The 16,084-nt window shown below is 43.5% G+C and carries 19 protein-coding genes and 1 tRNA gene; 15 read left to right on the forward strand and 5 right to left on the reverse strand.

Annotated features, from left to right (window positions below; all coding sequences use genetic code 11):
• Nucleotides 1–16 precede the first annotated feature (16 nt).
• Genes atwA through CP947_RS06235 form a run of 8 tightly spaced genes read left to right on the forward strand, consistent with a single transcriptional unit; the run spans nt 17 to nt 7,365 of the window.
• Nucleotides 17–1,630: a methyl coenzyme M reductase system, component A2 gene (gene atwA, locus CP947_RS06200; RefSeq protein WP_096712365.1), complete on the forward strand. Its 1,614-nt coding sequence runs from the start codon at nt 17–19 to the stop codon at nt 1,628–1,630.
• Between the two features lie 30 nt (nt 1,631–1,660).
• Entirely contained in the window at nt 1,661–3,223 is a 1,563-nt protein-coding gene (gene mmp3, locus CP947_RS06205) for a methyl-coenzyme M reductase-associated protein Mmp3 (protein ID WP_096712366.1), read from the forward strand.
• Entirely contained in the window at nt 3,220–3,654 is a 435-nt protein-coding gene (locus CP947_RS06210; RefSeq protein WP_096712367.1) for a methanogenesis marker 6 protein, read from the forward strand. Before mmp3 ends, CP947_RS06210 begins: the two co-directional genes overlap by 4 nt.
• Nucleotides 3,655–3,663: 9 nt before the next feature.
• The gene (locus tag CP947_RS06215; RefSeq protein WP_096712368.1) at nt 3,664–4,119 is read left to right on the forward strand and encodes a methanogenesis marker 5 protein; all 456 of its coding nucleotides are present in this window, start codon (nt 3,664–3,666) and stop codon (nt 4,117–4,119) included.
• The gene (locus CP947_RS06220; protein WP_096712369.1) at nt 4,116–5,360 is read left to right on the forward strand and encodes a methanogenesis marker 15 protein; all 1,245 of its coding nucleotides are present in this window, start codon (nt 4,116–4,118) and stop codon (nt 5,358–5,360) included. Before CP947_RS06215 ends, CP947_RS06220 begins: the two co-directional genes overlap by 4 nt.
• A 6-nt stretch (nt 5,361–5,366) precedes the next feature.
• Nucleotides 5,367–5,978, forward strand: a complete 612-nt coding sequence (locus CP947_RS06225) for a methanogenesis marker 17 protein (protein ID WP_096712370.1) — start codon at nt 5,367–5,369, stop codon at nt 5,976–5,978.
• Nucleotides 5,956–6,897 (forward strand): methanogenesis marker 7 protein, encoded by a 942-nt coding sequence (locus tag CP947_RS06230; RefSeq protein ID WP_096712371.1) that lies wholly within the window; start codon nt 5,956–5,958, stop codon nt 6,895–6,897. The genes CP947_RS06225 and CP947_RS06230 overlap by 23 nt, the downstream gene beginning before the upstream one ends.
• A gap of 15 nt (nt 6,898–6,912) precedes the next feature.
• Nucleotides 6,913–7,365: a carboxymuconolactone decarboxylase family protein gene (locus CP947_RS06235; RefSeq protein ID WP_096712372.1), complete on the forward strand. Its 453-nt coding sequence runs from the start codon at nt 6,913–6,915 to the stop codon at nt 7,363–7,365.
• Nucleotides 7,366–7,367: 2 nt separating this feature from the next.
• On the opposite strand, the gene CP947_RS06240 is transcribed toward CP947_RS06235, so the two are convergent.
• The gene (locus tag CP947_RS06240; RefSeq protein WP_096712373.1) at nt 7,368–8,267 is read right to left on the reverse strand and encodes a presenilin family intramembrane aspartyl protease PSH; all 900 of its coding nucleotides are present in this window, start codon (nt 8,265–8,267) and stop codon (nt 7,368–7,370) included.
• 107 nt (nt 8,268–8,374) lie between these two features.
• Here CP947_RS06240 and CP947_RS06245 point away from each other — a divergent pair, with 107 nt between their 5' ends.
• From CP947_RS06245 to fen, 3 genes are all read left to right on the forward strand, one after another.
• Nucleotides 8,375–8,698, forward strand: a complete 324-nt coding sequence (locus CP947_RS06245) for a hypothetical protein (protein WP_013038284.1) — start codon at nt 8,375–8,377, stop codon at nt 8,696–8,698.
• 110 nt (nt 8,699–8,808) lie between these two features.
• Complete coding sequence (locus CP947_RS06250; protein ID WP_096712374.1) at nt 8,809–9,132, forward strand: hypothetical protein; 324 nt, start codon at nt 8,809–8,811, stop codon at nt 9,130–9,132.
• Nucleotides 9,133–10,152: a flap endonuclease-1 gene (gene fen, locus CP947_RS06255; protein ID WP_096712375.1), complete on the forward strand. Its 1,020-nt coding sequence runs from the start codon at nt 9,133–9,135 to the stop codon at nt 10,150–10,152. It begins immediately after the preceding gene.
• Here fen and gpmI read toward each other — a convergent pair.
• Nucleotides 10,140–11,684 (reverse strand): 2,3-bisphosphoglycerate-independent phosphoglycerate mutase, encoded by a 1,545-nt coding sequence (gpmI, locus tag CP947_RS06260; RefSeq protein ID WP_096712376.1) that lies wholly within the window; start codon nt 11,682–11,684, stop codon nt 10,140–10,142. The genes fen and gpmI overlap by 13 nt on opposite strands.
• 229 nt (nt 11,685–11,913) lie before the next feature.
• Here gpmI and tnpB point away from each other — a divergent pair, with 229 nt between their 5' ends.
• From tnpB to CP947_RS06275, 3 genes are all read left to right on the forward strand, one after another.
• Complete coding sequence (gene tnpB / locus CP947_RS06265) at nt 11,914–13,026, forward strand: IS200/IS605 family element RNA-guided endonuclease TnpB (RefSeq protein ID WP_096712377.1); 1,113 nt, start codon at nt 11,914–11,916, stop codon at nt 13,024–13,026.
• Between the two features lie 127 nt (nt 13,027–13,153).
• Nucleotides 13,154–13,543 carry a response regulator gene (locus tag CP947_RS06270; RefSeq protein WP_096712378.1) on the forward strand — a complete coding sequence of 130 codons (390 nt, stop codon included), beginning with the start codon at nt 13,154–13,156 and terminating at the stop codon, nt 13,541–13,543.
• Nucleotides 13,544–13,564: 21 nt separating this feature from the next.
• Nucleotides 13,565–14,206 (forward strand): HAD family hydrolase, encoded by a 642-nt coding sequence (locus CP947_RS06275; RefSeq protein ID WP_096712379.1) that lies wholly within the window; start codon nt 13,565–13,567, stop codon nt 14,204–14,206.
• Nucleotides 14,207–14,208: 2 nt separating this feature from the next.
• Here CP947_RS06275 and CP947_RS06280 read toward each other — a convergent pair whose 3' ends face one another.
• The 3 genes from CP947_RS06280 to CP947_RS06285 all read right to left on the reverse strand — a co-directional run bounded on the left by CP947_RS06280 (nt 14,209) and on the right by CP947_RS06285 (nt 15,057).
• Nucleotides 14,209–14,613 (reverse strand): PaaI family thioesterase, encoded by a 405-nt coding sequence (locus CP947_RS06280; protein WP_096712380.1) that lies wholly within the window; start codon nt 14,611–14,613, stop codon nt 14,209–14,211.
• Between the two features lie 19 nt (nt 14,614–14,632).
• Complete coding sequence (locus CP947_RS10540; RefSeq protein ID WP_165868972.1) at nt 14,633–14,776, reverse strand: hypothetical protein; 144 nt, start codon at nt 14,774–14,776, stop codon at nt 14,633–14,635.
• A gap of 206 nt (nt 14,777–14,982) precedes the next feature.
• Nucleotides 14,983–15,057, reverse strand: a tRNA-Arg gene (locus CP947_RS06285).
• A 142-nt stretch (nt 15,058–15,199) separates the two neighbouring features.
• Between CP947_RS06285 and ilvE the strand changes: the two genes are divergently transcribed.
• Nucleotides 15,200–16,078 (forward strand): branched-chain-amino-acid transaminase, encoded by an 879-nt coding sequence (gene ilvE, locus CP947_RS06290; protein WP_096712381.1) that lies wholly within the window; start codon nt 15,200–15,202, stop codon nt 16,076–16,078.
• Nucleotides 16,079–16,084 lie beyond the last annotated feature (6 nt).

Here is a 16,084-nt window from a genome sequence, read left to right on the forward strand (position 1 = left end):
TGTTGGAGGGACTCAAATGTCATTATTCATCGAGATCAAAGACCTTACCATTTCTTATAATGGTGCAGCGGTCTTAAAAAATATCAATCTCAACATAAATGAAGGTGAAGTTGTCGGAATCCTGGGGAAAAGCGGTTCCGGTAAAACTGTATTGATGCATGCGCTTCGTGGTGCAGAGGAATTAAATGAAATCACAGGTTCAATAATCTATCACGTTGCACGCTGTGAAAAATGTGGTTATATAGAACCGCCCAGTATGGTGGGGAAGGCCTGTTCGCATTGCGAGAACGGTAAATTTGGAGCCTTCGAAGCGGATTTTGCAAAACTTGGTATTCATAATAATGAACGCAGGGCAGTATCCCGTAGAGTTGCGATTATGCTCCAGAGGACCTTTGCCCTTTATGGTGATGACAGGGTAATTGCCAATGTAGTAAATTCCCTGACAGAAATTGGTTATAGTGGCCCCGATGCGATGGAACGTGCCGTAGAACTGCTGGAAGAAGTCCGTCTTTCTCACAGGATGATGCACGTGGCCCGTGATTTAAGTGGTGGGGAGAAACAGAGGGTAGTTCTTGCGCGCCAGCTTGTGAGAGATCCCATGCTGCTGCTTGCCGACGAACCTACAGGAACCCTAGACCCCAGGACAGCAAAAGTTGTACATGATGTTATAGAGGATACTGTTTCATCCCACAACATGACAATGGTAATCACTTCTCACTGGTCGGATGTCATTGAAGACCTGGCCGATAGGGCAATTCTCCTCGAGGAAGGGGAAATTGTATGTGAAGGTGATGCCTGTGATGTCTCCCGCGACTTTATGAAAATGGTTACTGATATTGGAGAATGGAAAAAAGCCAATGTAGGCGAGGACATCATCAGGGTGGAGAACCTCGTTAAAAAATACATCTCCGTTTCAAGAGGTGTGGTCTATGCCGTAGGCGGTGTGAGCTTTAATGTGAAGGAAGGAGAGATATTCGGGCTTGCAGGTACCAGTGGCGCAGGGAAGACCACGACTTCTGAAATGCTCATGGGCAATGTACAACCAACAAGCGGGGCTGTGCATGTTCGCGTTGGTGATGAGTGGGTGAATATGAGGGAACCCGGAGCTGACAACAGGGGTCGTGCGGTTCGCTACATGGGTATCCTGCATCAGGAATATGGTCTGTACACACACAGGACAATCATTGATAATCTGACTGAATCAATCGGGGTTGATCTTCCCTATGAACTTGCTACCAGGAAGGCTATCAATACCCTTGTGACAACCGGTTTTACTGAAAACAAAGCCAAATCCATCCTCCCTAAGATGGGCGATGAGATTAGTGAAGGAGAGAGGCACAGGGTTGCTCTGGCCCAGATTTTAATGAAAGAGCCAAATATCATTTTAATGGATGAACCAACCGGCACAATGGATCCGATCACAAGGACCGAGGTAACCAAATCCATCCTAAAGGCAAGGGAAGAGATGGGCAATACATTTGTGATCGTGTCACATGATATGGATTTCCTTAATGATATCTGTGACCGTGTAGCACTAATGAGGGATTCAAAGATAGTTGATATAGGAGAACCAGAAGCGGTTCTATCCCAGCTTACTGAAAAGGAACTTGAGGAAGTTCCTCAACAGTAACTTTATTATTAAGCGCTCTCTATGTAGTGATTGGAGGAATTAGGGACGATTCAAGTGCTTGTTAACGGCGAGAAGTTATCTCTCCCGGATGGTGCTACAGTACAATCAGCCATCGACACAGCAGAGGCACCATACAAAATAGGTGCATCCGTGGGCATTCTCAAAAAGTCGGAAAGTGTCCGCTCTGAAAGTGTAAGGGAGTATCGGGTCAAGACCACAAAAGGAGAATTACGCCTTGAAATAATTGATCATCTTTCCGCTTCTGCCCGCAGGTGGATGGAAGATTTCAGGCAATATGAAGGAATTTCCCTGCGCTGGGGTAGCAAGGATGCCACAGCCTTTGGCCCATTTTCGGAATCTCTGAAACCGGAAAGAAATCTCACAAAGCTGGATAAATATGATGTAGCATTTTCAGCTGGGGGATATAATCCTTCTAATTTCCATCTTCTTTTTTCCCTTGCAGAGCATTCTGCAGACTACGGTGCACCTGAAGATGGTCCTTTTGCCAAGGTCGTGGGCGGTAAGAAACTTCTGACCAGTTTTGAGCGTTCAGATCGCATTCTTGAAATTGAACCCGTAATAGAATGGCAGGAATCTGCAAAACACCTGGTCACAGATGATACTAACACAATCCTGGAGGACGGTGATGGTCTCTTTACCTTTATAATGGTAGAACTTGCTCTTGAATCCCCTGAAGGAGCTGAATTTTTCTTTGGATTAATCAAGGATGGGTTTTTCGAAGTTGATTATGAATCCAGTTCTTTTATAAGTGACACTAGTTTAAAAGGTGAGATCTGCTCATTTGAAAACTTTGAAGCACGAAAGGATGGTGCGGTATGGGTACGAACTGCAGGTTATGGTACCGGTAAAGTGTTCATCTCCCGTGATGAAAGAACTGCCAGTGTTGTACATTCTGTAATTGGCCATATACAACAAGGTATTGAACTGATCCATATGGCAGGCAAGGGTCACTCTATATTTGTAAAGACGGACCCTGCTCCCATCAATATACTTGGCATGGGCTTTAAAGAAGCTGAAAAACATCTTGAAGGACTGGGAGTTGAACTGGTACGTGAAGGGTATAAAGAAGACGATGCTAATATTGTGAAATTAAACCCCTCCAGTACTATCGATATCCTGCTGGCAAAAAAAGTAATTGCAACCGGGGCACCGGATTCCCTTGTTATTCGTGTTGAACTGTATGATGAACTCGCTCCTAAAAGCGTGGATTTCTTCAGGCACGCAGTAGATCTTACCTTCAGGCCTATAGGTACACTGCCTGTGATGATGATATATGAAGATACATACCTGTTTAAAGCCGCAAAGTCCGCTGAAAAATATAAGGAAATATTGCCGGAAAACGTGCTTGTGGACAAAACCAAAGCTTTTGAGATTGGGATTACTAACCAGGCCGCTAAAAGAATGGGTATTGTGGGAGTTAAAACAGAGGATGACGATCTGTTTGGTCCCACCGGAGAGAAATTTTCAAGTACCAATATAATAGGAAAAATCCTTGAGCCCGAGAAATTCAAGGCATTAACCGAAAAGGATACCATGTACGTTCTGGAAAGTAACAAGGAGGAGATTGAATGAGCGGGGAGGATGTTGATGAGATTACAAAGATCGTGGTGATAGACTCAGAAAGTGTGCTTCCTTCTGATGCTGCGATGAAAATTTATGAGTCCGATGTAGATATTACCATTAAGGAAACCTGTTTCGGCACAATGGTAACAGGTCCGCGTGATTCCGTGGAAAAGGTAGTAGCCGAAGTAAGGGCGCTTGATCCGAATCATGTTTTTGTGAAACAGAGGGGTTTCCCACCAGGTGATGAACGTCGCTGCAGGGCTTCCAGAGGCGGAGGGCCAAGACCGGGGTTTCATTACCTGAGAACCGAAGTCGCATCATTGCCTATCATCAGCAGAGCTCTTGATGAGTATGAAACATATAATCCGTCTGAAAAGGAAGAATCTCCTGACAAAATTTCACCATCCAAACTTAAAGATATTATTGAATCCGAATTATGAGGTGACACATTGGCAAAAATTTTCATCTATCCCACAAACAGCCTTATCCTTTCTGATCTTGTTGAAAGGTTTGGCCATAAACCCCTTGCAATGATGGAGAAGATCCGGGAAAAAATCACTACAGTAGGAATAGATTCTCCGCCGATAAATATTACTCCCGAAGATCCCAAACTTGGTTTGAAATATGCTGCAGTGGAAGTTCCTGCCGGTGTGAGGGGCCGCATGTCCATAGTGGGTCCCCTGATTGATGAAGCCGAAGCTGCGATCATAGTGCTGGATTCGGCATCTGCTTTTGGTTGCATGGGCTGTGCACGTACCAATGAACTTACTAAGTTCCTTGCACGCCAAAAGGACATCCCCCGTCTTGAAGTCAAATATCCTCGCACCGAAGAAGAAGGTAAAGATTTTGTATACCAGATTGCTGAATTCCTGAATTCCCTGCCTAACGAGGAGGATGAAGAATGAGTAATTCTGATAAAGTAAAGATAGCACTGGTTTCATGCGGTTCTGAATATGCAGGGGTCCAGAAGGAACTGGAATCGGCAGCATCTTCCTTGAATGCTGAACTTGTCTATCCGGAGATGGATGTGTCATCTCTGGATACCATAGGGCAGGAATTCGGACTGGAAGTTGCAAGTCCTGATCTGCGTCTCATGATGGCCAGGGCAAAAGCCGTAGTAGAAGGCGTGGCGAAGGTGGACGGTGTATTTGTTGCTACCTGTTTCCGATGCGCTGAAGCTGCGATTGTTCGTAATGAAGTGCGTCGTTATATATTTGAAGATTCAGGTCTGCCGGTTATTAGTTATTCCTTTACCGAGCGAACGACTGCAGCTACCCTGCTGACACGTATGGAAGCCCTGACAACCATTGCAAAGAGCAAACATTTACTTGCAAGGGAGAATCAGGAAGGATTGACTGCAGGTATTGATTCTGGTTCAACCACTACCAAAGCTGTGGTTATGAGGGATGATGAGATAATCGGTGAAGGCTGGGTGCCCACCATCAAAGTGCTTGAAAGTGCTGAAAAAGCCCTTCGGCAGGCACTGGACCAGGCTGGTGTGAAGAGGGAGGACCTGCAGGCAATTGGTACAACAGGCTACGGACGTTTCCTTATAGGCGATCACTTCAATGCCGACCTTATGCAGGAAGAAATCACGGTAAATTCCAAGGGCGCAGTTTACCTTGCAAAGGCACAGCAGGGCGATGCCACTGTAATTGATATTGGTGGAATGGATAATAAGGCCATTTCTGTACAGGATGGTATTCCCGGCATGTTCACCATGGGAGGTGTTTGTGCCGGTGCTTCGGGCAGATTCCTCGAAATGACTTCCAAGAGACTGGGTGTGGATATCACGGAACTAGGGGATCTTGCAATCAAGGGAATGCAGAAAAATGTAGAAATGAACAGTTACTGTATTGTTTTCGGAATCCAGTCTCTGGTTAATTCCCTTGCTAAGGGAGCTACGCCCGAAGATGTGGCTGCTGCTGCCTGCCACAGTGTTGTGGAACAAATATTTGAACAGCAGCTTCAGGAAATTGAAGTTAAAGAACCTCTTATCCTAGTGGGTGGTTCATCCCTGATCGCAGGTGTACCCAAAGCTCTGAAAGAACTGCTCAAGATCGATGTCGTTGTTCCTCCACATGCCCAAGACATCGGTGCAGTGGGTGCTGCATTGCTTGTTTCCGGTTTTGTGGATAAGGAGTGATTTGAATTGGCAACCCTTGAAAAGTTTGTGGTTGAAACCACAGTTGAAGAGGAAGCCCCACCTTATCGAAAGATTGTATCAGATATAATCTCCGATCTGGGCATGGCAGGCAGAATCGCAAAAATCAAAGTAGCAATAAGGCCCGAAGATTCCCTTTTCCAGCTGGTGGCAGTTGTGCGTGGTGTTCTTCCACAGGTAATATTGAAAGATTTTGCTGAAATACAAAAAGGGGACCATGAAGGAGAAATTTTGATTACTATCTCTGTAGAAAAACATCTTCCACGCCTGTTGCAGATTCTCTGGGATCGCTATGGACGTGACAGCCTTGAGCAACCGGACAGGTGGACTATTTCCCTGTTTGTGGATAATCCGGAGGAGGAGATAGGCTCTCTCGAAAATCTTGTTGTGGATGACCCGCGGCGCACACTCAAGTCCAATCTGGCGGATATGGCTATCAGGGTTGCTCCTGAAGGTTTCAGGGTACGTTATCATTCCTTGAACGGTAATAATTTCATATTTGTGGCCTCCGAGGATACGATGCAAAAAGAATGGATTGATGAAGCACACACGATGCTGAAAGAACTAAAAGGAGATGATGCCAGTGGCAGCAGTGCTTGAACCCTACGTTTATGAAGGTGGTGTGCACAAACACGGCCTGATTATTGAACTCCTGGAAGACCTGGGCGGCTATCTTGTACAGAGTACGCCGGCTGCCACGGAAATTAATCTTGTGATGCTGATTCCCCGTAAAGATGTCCCCCTGATGGAAGAACTTGCAAAGAATATACTGGGCAAACTCACGCGAGCTCCCTTAACAGGTACCGAAATCGCTGTAGTGTCCCCAACCCTTGCCTATCATCACCTTCCTCATTCGGCATGTGACGTTGCCGAACATCTGCGCAGGGATGGTGCTAATACCAATATGCTGGGACTTGCACGTGGTATGGGCCGAAGAGTGGCTCTTTCTCAGGATTATGAAAGAAAGCTGATCAACGAACATGATATTGCCGTTTACAGTTTTGGTAATTTCAGTGACTGTATAATGAATAAGAAACCCAAACTTTTCTCGGGTGTTGATGTTCCTATCGTGGCTACAGGTGGGCCGGATCTCAGTACTGACGATGTAGAAGGAGCCGATGTCTATGTTGGAGGCATCGGACGTGTATCTCACAGGCTGCGTAATGAAGGTGAAATTGACAGCCTTGATGTATTGAATAAAACTGTCGGGGAAGTTGTGGATAAACTGCGTGAGGAAATATCCAGGGATCCTCTTGCAGTATTGCCTGCACGAGTTATGAAGGAGATTAAAGAGCAGGTGCCTGAAATTAATGATGTGTTAACTCCTGCCCCCATAACCCTTCAACTGGATGGCATGAGGGTAAAACTTCCCTTTGATCAATTCCACGAAAAGCTGGAACAGCTGGATCTGGATGAGGATGTTTCTCTCTCTGATGTGGCAAATATCATGCCTTCAAAAATGAAGGATTACATTCTCATAAAGATACGTCGTCGCTCAGAGACCGGCTTTACTATATGATAAAGAGGGTTTGCAATGGATCTGGAAAATATCAAGGAAATTCTTGAAAAGGATGAAGATGAAGCGGTTTCCGATGTGCTTTCAACAGTTGAGGAACGATATGGGGAAGTACCCTATATACTCAATTTCATGAAAGATATGCCGGAGCTGTTAATCCCTAAAGTAATGTATGATAATTCTATAATGCGGGAGTTTGAAAGACTTGATCCAGAGACAATCGAACTTATCTGTGTGGGTGTTGCTTCTGCACTGAGATGTGACCATTGTCTCAAGATGCATATCAGGGTTGCCCGCAGGCTTGGTTTGACAAGGGAGCAGATATTTGATGCTATTCTTATAGGCGGCGCTCTATCCAATGCCTCGGTGCTTGCAGAAGGCACACGGGCCCTTGATGACGAGGGAAATGGTAACTCTCCTTCCTGTGACAGTGACTGCGATTCATGCAACATCACAGGTTCGGACAGGTAATTTTATCCCAGAAGGGGCATCCCGGCTATTAAGGCACCAGCCACATAACCCAGAATTGCCCCGCTATTTAAAAATGGTAGGCCTGCCTGGGGTTTCCCCTTCATGACCAGGATTGTCAGGGCAAAAAATCCGATAAGGGTGCCGATCATTGCTCCAATGGCGGGAACTCCTATGAAGCCTTCATGGGGAAGGAATACATTTGCAGAAACGACTATTATTGTTGGCATTATAGCATCACCCAATCCCATGTAGAAGGCTTCTTTTTCCCCTTCTGTTGAGGGGGTGTCCTCAATAAATGAGTAATTTCTTTTTTTGGGTATAACAAACAGGATTGGCAGTTTCAGGTCCATCACGCCTTCTGCAAGAGCAATCATATGTTTTGTCTTATACACCGAGATTGCATCGTAGGCTGCAAGCAGACCCAGCAGCACAATTGCAGGCAAAATGCCAAATGATATTCCAAATATTGAACTTGCCGCTGCTCCCACAATGATTCCTACAAAATCTATTATGTACCATTCAGGATGGAAGTAAAGCAGGATGGTGAAAACAGTTGCCATTAACAGCCCTCCGATTACCGGACCTTCTCCTCCCAATCCTGTAAGGTGGAAGAGGGGATAGAATCCGTAATACATGGTAGAAGCAACAGCAACAAGGATAATCATCTGGATTACCCATTGTATTTCTTTCTTGATGGCGAAAAGTAAAAACAGGGTGAATATGAGAATTGCAATTATGTAGTATATGGAATTGGTTGCGGATTGGGGGTTATCTACTGCCTGCATACCCAGATCGTTCATTGGTTGTGCAAGGGTAAGTGCAATGATCTGGATGACCAGTATGAAGCCGGCCATTACAATCATCGGGAAGTATTCCTTGATTCCGTTTTCATCCTCGCTCAAATTTTCTCATCCTGTTTGTATGATACAGAACCTAATGCAATATCCATTAATTAAGTTTATGTAATACTTAAGTAGTAACATGGATTAAGTAAAATAGAGGTCTTACCATGGAAACAAGGGACATTGTTTTTTCTATCGTTATGGTTGTATCAGCTTTTGTGTTGACATATGTATGGCTGGGCAGGTTCAAATACAGTCCGGCTAACTCATTGATCGTTCTTGCTGCCATTGTAATGGTAGGAGCTCTTGCAGCGATGCTCCTTTCCCTAGATATGCGGATGCGTAAGATTGAGGAGCAGCTCGATCTAAGAGAACGCTCTCTTCGGATTAATATTCAGAGTGTTGAAGATAACATGGGTAAAAAAATAGATACTGTCACCAATGTGGTGGATGATGCCATGGAAACCTTTAACAGAAGAAATTATCGTTAATCTTTTCTATTCTTCATTATTTTTAATCATCGACATATGCCGAAAACAATATTAATGTGATGGTTTGTATGGGCAATTATCAACAAGTTTCATAATGGTGGGTGGGCTCAATGCAAATTAATCTTAAACCAATTGGTGTCATAAAAAAATCCGGGAAAAATTCAGAAATTCTGATATATTCGGAATTTGAGCAGGTAATCAGGAATATGCTCTCCAGGACAGGTAAAACTGCTGTTGAAGGAAATGATGTGCTGGTAGTCCATAAAGGTGACAAGAAGGATGGTCATCAGTTACAGGTTTCCAGAACAACTCTCCTTGAAAGGGCAGGTAATGTACTGAAGGTAGGGCGGATGAAAGCCGATTATGACTCAGTGCTTGATATACGCCTCGATACGGATATTCAACTTCATCAAACCAATGTAAGAGGACACTGAATGGGTGTAGATATAGGTGACATACTGGAAAAAAGACAGGTTGGATTGGATGATCTTGCTCACAGGACTGTGGCGATTGATGGATATAATACCCTTTACCAGTTTTTGAGTATCATCAGGCAACGTGACGGTACCCCCCTGAAGGATTCCAGGGGCAATATCACATCCCATCTTTCCGGTATCCTGTACAGGATGACAAACCTTTTTGAAGCCGGTATAAAACCTGTTTTTGTTTTTGATGGCAAACCTCCTGATTTCAAGGCAGATACAATTAGCCAGCGTAACAAGTCCAGGGAAGAGGCCCGTACAAAATGGGATGAAGCAAAAGAAAAAGGCCTGTCAGAGGAAGCCTACAAATATGCACAGGCTTCTTCAAAGGTAGATACCCGTATAGTGGAGGATTCGATGCAACTTCTGGATTTCATGGGAATTCCCTGTGTACAGGCTCCTTCTGAAGGGGAAGCGCAGACAGCCTATATGGTGAACAAAGGTGATGCAGATTATAGTGCCTCCCAGGACTATGATTCCCTGCTTTTCGGTGCTCTGCGGGTAGTGCGCAATCTTACAATTACGGGTAAACGCAAATTGCCGGGCAAGAATGTTTACATTGATGTAGAACCCGAATCTATTGATCTTATGCAAAACATCAAGTTACTGGATATAGACCGTCAGCAACTGATCGGTATTGCCCTGTGTGTGGGTACTGATTACAATAAAGGGCTGAAGAAAGTTGGCCCCAAAACCGCCCTTAAATTAATAAAACAACATGGCAGTATTCATAAGGTTCTGGAGCACAGGGGTGAAGCCATTGATGAGCTTGATGCAAAGATCGATTTTTTCCTGAATCCGCCTGTAACTGATGCTTATGAACTGAAATGGAAACCTCCACAAAAGGAAAAAATAGTGGATTTCCTTTGCAAACAGCACGATTTCTCTGAGGAGCGAGTTCTCAAAGCTGTAGATCGGCTTGAAAAAGCCGGCAAACAGCGAAGTCAGCAAACCCTGGATCAATGGTTTTGAACAATCAGGGATTTACCTGTCATTTCTTCGGGTTGTTTTATTGCAAGCATTTGCAGGACAGTCGGTGCAACATCGGCAAGGATTCCGTTTCTCATTTCAATATTTTGTCTTTCTGAGATACATATGCATTTAACCGGATTGCTTGTGTGGGCGGTATGGGGCTGGTCTCCATGGGCTTCTTCCATTTGTTCCGCATTTCCGTGGTCGGCGGTTATCAATGCTTCACCGCCTTTTTGTTGTATTTTAGTTATTACTTTTCCCACACATTCATCCACAGCCTCTACGGCTTTGACCGTCGGTTCAAAGAAACCGGTATGCCCCACCATGTCCATGTTGGCAAAATTGAGTATGATCACATCATAGTTTGCTGATTCGATCTTTTCGGTGAGTTCTTCAGCAACTTCATAGGCACTCATTTCAGGTTTAAGATCATAGGTTGCAACCCCTGGTGAGGGGATGAGACATCTTTCTTCTCCTTTGAATTTCTTTTCCACTCCACCATTGAAGAAAAAGGTGACATGAGCATACTTTTCAGTTTCAGCGATACGCAACTGGGACATATTTTCCCTGCTCAACACTTCGCCCAGTGTATTTTTTATCTCTTTGGGGGGATAGGCAACAGGTACGTCCAATTTTTCATCATACTGCGTCATGCAGACATAGTGCACCTGTGGATGCTTTATCCTCTCGAAGCCTTCGAATCCATCTTCCACAAATGCATAGGTAAGCTGCCTTGCCCTGTCCGGGCGGAAATTGAACATGATCACAGAATCGTTATCCTCAATCGTGGCTACAGGTTTGCCCTTCTCCTGTATAACAGTGGGTTTGACAAATTCGTCATTTTCCCCCCTGTCGTAGGCAAGCTGTACCGCTTCCACAGGATCTTGAGCAGTTATTCCTACACCCTGTGTCAGGGCATCATAGGCAAGTCGGGTACGCTCCCACCGTTTGTCACGATCCATTGCATAGTATCTGCCGGATACACTGGCAGTCTTTGCGATACCATTTTCCCTGCAGAATACTTCATGCTCTTTCATATCCTCAAGGGCGGCTCTGGGGGCTACATCCCTGCCATCCAGGAAAGTATGGATGAATACTTCACTTAAGCCTTCCCTTTTAGCCAGCTCTATCAGGGCACGCATGTGTTCTATGTGGCTGTGGACCCCTCCACGGGAAAACAGGCCCATGATATGCAGTTTTGAATTTTTTTCCTGGACATTCCTGAAGGCATCAAGCAGGACCGGGTTTTTGAAGATCTCTCCATTTTTGATTGCCAGATTTATCCGGGTCAGGTCCTGATAGACAATTCTGCCTGCACCGATGTTGAGATGGCCCACTTCGGAGTTTCCCATCTGTCCCTGTGGAAGGCCCACAGATTCGCCTGCAGCCTGCAAAAGGCAGGTGGGGTTTTCTTTTTCTAACCTGTCAAGGACAGGGGTGTTGGCCTGTGCTACAGCATTTCCTTTTAATGTGGGTGAGTATCCCCATCCATCCAGTATCATTAACAAGAGAGGTTTTTGGTCCAGTGTCATGCTTTCACTCAAGCTTTTATGCTATATAAGGGGTCAGGAATGTATGATTTAATGGCAATATATGAACCATCAAGCTTTATCATGATAGAGTAAGAAGACCACCGTTTTCAAACGGTGGATGAATTACCTGAATAAGCAGAAGACTCCTTCTGAGAGATAGGAGATGAATGCGTCTTTTTGTGGTTTTGGCACAAAGTATAAATAGTGTCAAAGGCACACGTGGATATGCATGTTGAAAGCCTACAAATATAGAATGTATCCTGCAAAACAGCAAGAAGAAATGTTCAGTAAGCATTTTGGTTGTGTGAGGGTAATCTATAATTGGGCGTTAGAACAGAAAATTAAAACTTATGAACAAGACGGAAAAGCAATTTCCAGATTCACATTGAATAAAACAATTCCAACATTGTATAAAGATATGGAATGGTTGAAAGAAGTCAATTCACAATCTTTGCGTGGTGCTACCCTAAATCTGGATAATGCTTTTACCAGGTTTTTCCGTGAGAAAAAAGGTTTTCCCAAATTTAAATCAAAGAAAAATCCAGTGCAATCCTTTTCAATTCCACAACATTATAAAGTGGATTTTGAGAAGAATAAAGTGAAATTACCTAAAATTGGATGGGTGAAAACAAAGTTACATAGATATTTTGAGGGAAAATATAAAACTGCAACAGTATCAAAGATACCGTCTGGCAAATATTTCATCAGCATTCTTGTAGATGACAATAAAAAATTACCTGATAAACAGGATTTTGATGAAAATAGTACGGTTGGTATTGATGTTGGAATCAAAGATTTTGCCATCATGTCTAATGGTGAAAAAATAGATAACCACAGGCATCTTAATAACTCAATAAAAAGACTGAAGGTATTACAAAAGCGTCTCTCACGAAAACAAAAAGGTTCAAAAAATAGAGGTAAAGCAAAACAGCAGATAGCAAAACTTCATGAGAAAATAGCAAATCAGAGAAATGATTTCCAGCATAAATTAACTTCCAGATTAATTAGCGAAAACCAAGCTATTGCACTGGAAACATTAAACGTATCTGGAATGTTGAAAAATCATTGTCTTGCACAATCCATTAGTGATGTATCATGGAGTTCTTTTGTAACTAAATTGGAATATAAAGCAGAATGGTATGGTAAAACCATACTACGCATTGGACAGTTCGAGCCAAGTACGAAAATCTGTAATGTATGTGGGTATCATAACAAAAACATTACACTTGCAGACCGTAAATGGCAATGTCCTGATTGTGGTGCATCCCATGACAGAGATGTCAATGCTGCAATTAACATTAAGAAGTTTGCCTTAAATAAACAGAATTTGATAGGTATTTGAAGCACCGTAGGAACTACGGGGAGAGCCTGTGGACTTGTGAACATAAGTTCAAAGAATGAAGCAGGAAGCCACCCTATTCATAGGGTGGCAGTTCACTATATAAGCTGTAAATTCATGAAGGTCCTTTATGAAAAATGCACAAATAATGATAGTTGAGGATGAAAATATAGTTGCTATGGGAATTAAAAGCAAACTTGAATCTTTAGGCTATTCCATTCCCTGTACGGCATCTTCTGCAGAGGATGCTATACGCAAAGCCGATCTTTTTTATCCGGATCTGGTTTTGATGGATATTTTGCTGAAAGGAGAAGACGACGGGATTGTAGCAGGAGATTATATCAGGAAAAATTTTGACATTCCTGTAATATACCTAACTGCTTATACTGATGAAGATACCCTTGAAAGGGCTAAATTAACACACCCTGCCGGCTATATATCCAAACCTTTCAAAGTAGAGGATATCCATACCAATATTGAGATTGCTCTGCACAAAAATGACCTATCTGCTGATTCCTGATATAACGGAGTATTTTAATACATGGTGAAAGCTTTGATTTTCGATATGGATGGCATTCTCATAGACTCAATGCCCCACCATGTTAAAACAATTAACCGGGTATTCGGTGCTGTGGGAATACATCTTGATGAGCAAACCATCTATGACATGGAAGGTTCCAGAACAGTTGACATTGTAACTTACATATTAAAACACAAAAACATCGATCCTCAATCTATGGATATTGAAGGCCTTCTTGCACAATATCAGGAGGAATTTAAACGCACGGCCAGTTTCAGGCCCTTTGACCAAATACGTGCGATTCTGCCACAGCTAAAGGGTCATTTTCTGATATCCATGGTTACGGGTGCCGACAGGTCAATTGTCAGGCATATAGTGGATGATTTTTTTCCGGGCATCTTTGATGCGGTCATCAATGGGGAGGATGTCAGCAAGGGTAAACCCGATCCGGAGCCATTCTTAAAAGCTGCGCGTATGCTTGAAGTGGATCCCAAGGATTGTGTTGTGGTGGAGAATGCAACAAAAGGTGTAGAAGCGGCTAAAAGGGCAGGGATGTATTGTGTGGCTGTCCCTACTTATGTCTCCCCGGATAAACTGGAGAAAGCAGATAGGGTATTTGAAAATCACGAAGATTTGGCACAGTACCTTTTATCCCTGGAATAAGTTCAGATAATATCTTCAATTAGGTTTCTTTTCCGGTATGCAAGCCCTTCGAAACGGGCAACAGTGTCTCCCCTTTCATCTGTGACCGTTACTGTATAGGTTGCAATTTTGGGATTCAGGGATGTTTCGAAAGCTTCTGCTTTAAGGATTCCCTCAATTGCCGCCTTTGGATAGCTTATGTTGGCATTGATGGCAACAGCCACTCGGCCATGGGAGTTTGCTGCTGCGGCAAATGTGAAGTCTGCAAGGGTGAATATGGCACCTCCCTGTACTGTACCGACACCGTTTTTGTGCTTGTCTTCTATTTTCATGGAAGCTTTTGCATATCCCTTTGAAACTTCCATCAATTCGATTCCGATATACCGGGCAAACTGGTCTTTTTTTAGCAATTCTTCTGCATCTTTCATATTTCACACTCCCTTTAAATTATAACTGGATCCAGATTTTCAGTGTTCCCTCTTCGATGTTGTATCCCCTGACATTAGTCAATTCCATATCAGCAGGTATATGTATGTAACCCAGACGCTTCTTTTTTGTAGCCTTTTTACCGCAGCAGACATTTCTATCCATCACAGTATTCAGCTCAACTCCCTTGAGTTCAGCGTCATCGATCTTTTCAATCTGGTTTTTGTACCATTTTTCAGTAGGATCATGTTATTCTTCTCCTTGAATTAAAACATGAAGATTACAATAGTTTCATTCTTGCTGTTATCAGCAATATCGACTATAACCAGAGGAATTGATAACTCAACCGATAACAGTAAAAAAAGTTGATGCGGACCCGGTGGGATTTGAACCCACGACCACCGGGTTAGAAGCCCGGTGCTATATCCTGGCTAAGCCACGGGCCCAGGATAGTGAAGCGACATGAAATAGGATTTGGTGCATAAAAGCCTTTTGTCAACTGTTGGATATGAGTTTGCAAATATTCATATATATTATGATTACATTTGTCCACCTTAATACTGATAAGTCATATTAAGAGGGCTGAAAATGAGTGAAGTTCTGGTTTATTATAACGGTGATTATGTCCCCAAATCCGAAGCAACCACTTCTGTCTATGACCATGGTTTCCTCTATGGTGACGGTGTCTTTGAAGGGATCAGGGCATACAACGGCAGGGTATTCAAGTTAAAAGAGCATGTAGATCGTTTATTTGATTCTGCAAAGGCTATCGCAATGGAAATTCCTCTCAGCAGGGAAGAGATGAGTCAGGCAATCCTAGAAACCCTGAGGAAAAATAATCTCAGTGATGCATACATAAGGCCCATCGTATCCCGTGGTGTAGGGGACCTCGGTCTTGATCCTCGCAAGTGCAAAACTCCCAATATATTCATCATTACCCAGGAATGGGGGGCAATGTACGGAGATCTCTATGAAGTTGGTTTGAAAGCAGTTATGGTAGCAACCCGGCGCAATGCTCCCGATGCCCTCTCTCCTAATATCAAGTCTCTGAACTACCTGAATAATATTCTGGCAAAGATCGAAGCCAATGCCAAGGGGGGGGACGAAGCGATATTCCTGGACAGCAACGGCTATATCTGCGAAGGTTCCGGGGATAATATATTTATCATAAAGAATGGCAAAGTCTATACTCCTCCAACAATTTCCAATCTGAAGGGTATTACCCGTGCAACAGCTATTGAGTTACTTGTGGAAAGGGGTTATGAGGTACTTGAGGTAAATGTAGGGTTCTTTGATTTATTCACAGCAGATGAAGTTTTTGTAACCGGTACTGCTGCAGAAGCCGCCCCCATTACAAAGGTTGACGGAAGGCTCATCGGAGATGGAAAACCCGGGCCCATAACCGGGGAAATGGTAAAGGCTTTCGAAGAGATCACAGGTACTACCGGTACTGCGATATATGAATAACTATTG

It is taken from the genome of Methanohalophilus euhalobius, assembly GCF_900215215.1.
GTDB lineage: Archaea > Halobacteriota > Methanosarcinia > Methanosarcinales > Methanosarcinaceae > Methanohalophilus > Methanohalophilus euhalobius.

Bases quoted from the DNA above. Each gene is read 5' to 3' on its own strand.
- atwA (WP_096712365.1), top strand. From the start codon at position 17: ATGTCATTATTCATCGAGATCAAAGACCTTACCATTTCTTATAATGGT.
- CP947_RS06210 (WP_096712367.1), top strand. From the start codon at position 3,220: ATGAGCGGGGAGGATGTTGATGAGATTACAAAGATCGTGGTGATAGAC.
- CP947_RS06220 (WP_096712369.1), top strand. From the start codon at position 4,116: ATGAGTAATTCTGATAAAGTAAAGATAGCACTGGTTTCATGCGGTTCT.
- CP947_RS06230 (WP_096712371.1), top strand. From the start codon at position 5,956: ATGCCAGTGGCAGCAGTGCTTGAACCCTACGTTTATGAAGGTGGTGTG.
- CP947_RS06235 (WP_096712372.1), top strand. From the start codon at position 6,913: ATGGATCTGGAAAATATCAAGGAAATTCTTGAAAAGGATGAAGATGAA.
- CP947_RS06245 (WP_013038284.1), top strand. From the start codon at position 8,375: ATGGAAACAAGGGACATTGTTTTTTCTATCGTTATGGTTGTATCAGCT.
- CP947_RS06250 (WP_096712374.1), top strand. From the start codon at position 8,809: ATGCAAATTAATCTTAAACCAATTGGTGTCATAAAAAAATCCGGGAAA.
- fen (WP_096712375.1), top strand. From the start codon at position 9,133: ATGGGTGTAGATATAGGTGACATACTGGAAAAAAGACAGGTTGGATTG.
- gpmI (WP_096712376.1), bottom strand. From the start codon at position 11,684: ATGACACTGGACCAAAAACCTCTCTTGTTAATGATACTGGATGGATGG.
- tnpB (WP_096712377.1), top strand. From the start codon at position 11,914: ATGTTGAAAGCCTACAAATATAGAATGTATCCTGCAAAACAGCAAGAA.
- CP947_RS06270 (WP_096712378.1), top strand. From the start codon at position 13,154: ATGAAAAATGCACAAATAATGATAGTTGAGGATGAAAATATAGTTGCT.
- CP947_RS06275 (WP_096712379.1), top strand. From the start codon at position 13,565: ATGGTGAAAGCTTTGATTTTCGATATGGATGGCATTCTCATAGACTCA.
- CP947_RS06280 (WP_096712380.1), bottom strand. From the start codon at position 14,613: ATGAAAGATGCAGAAGAATTGCTAAAAAAAGACCAGTTTGCCCGGTAT.
- CP947_RS10540 (WP_165868972.1), bottom strand. From the start codon at position 14,776: ATGGATAGAAATGTCTGCTGCGGTAAAAAGGCTACAAAAAAGAAGCGT.
- ilvE (WP_096712381.1), top strand. From the start codon at position 15,200: ATGAGTGAAGTTCTGGTTTATTATAACGGTGATTATGTCCCCAAATCC.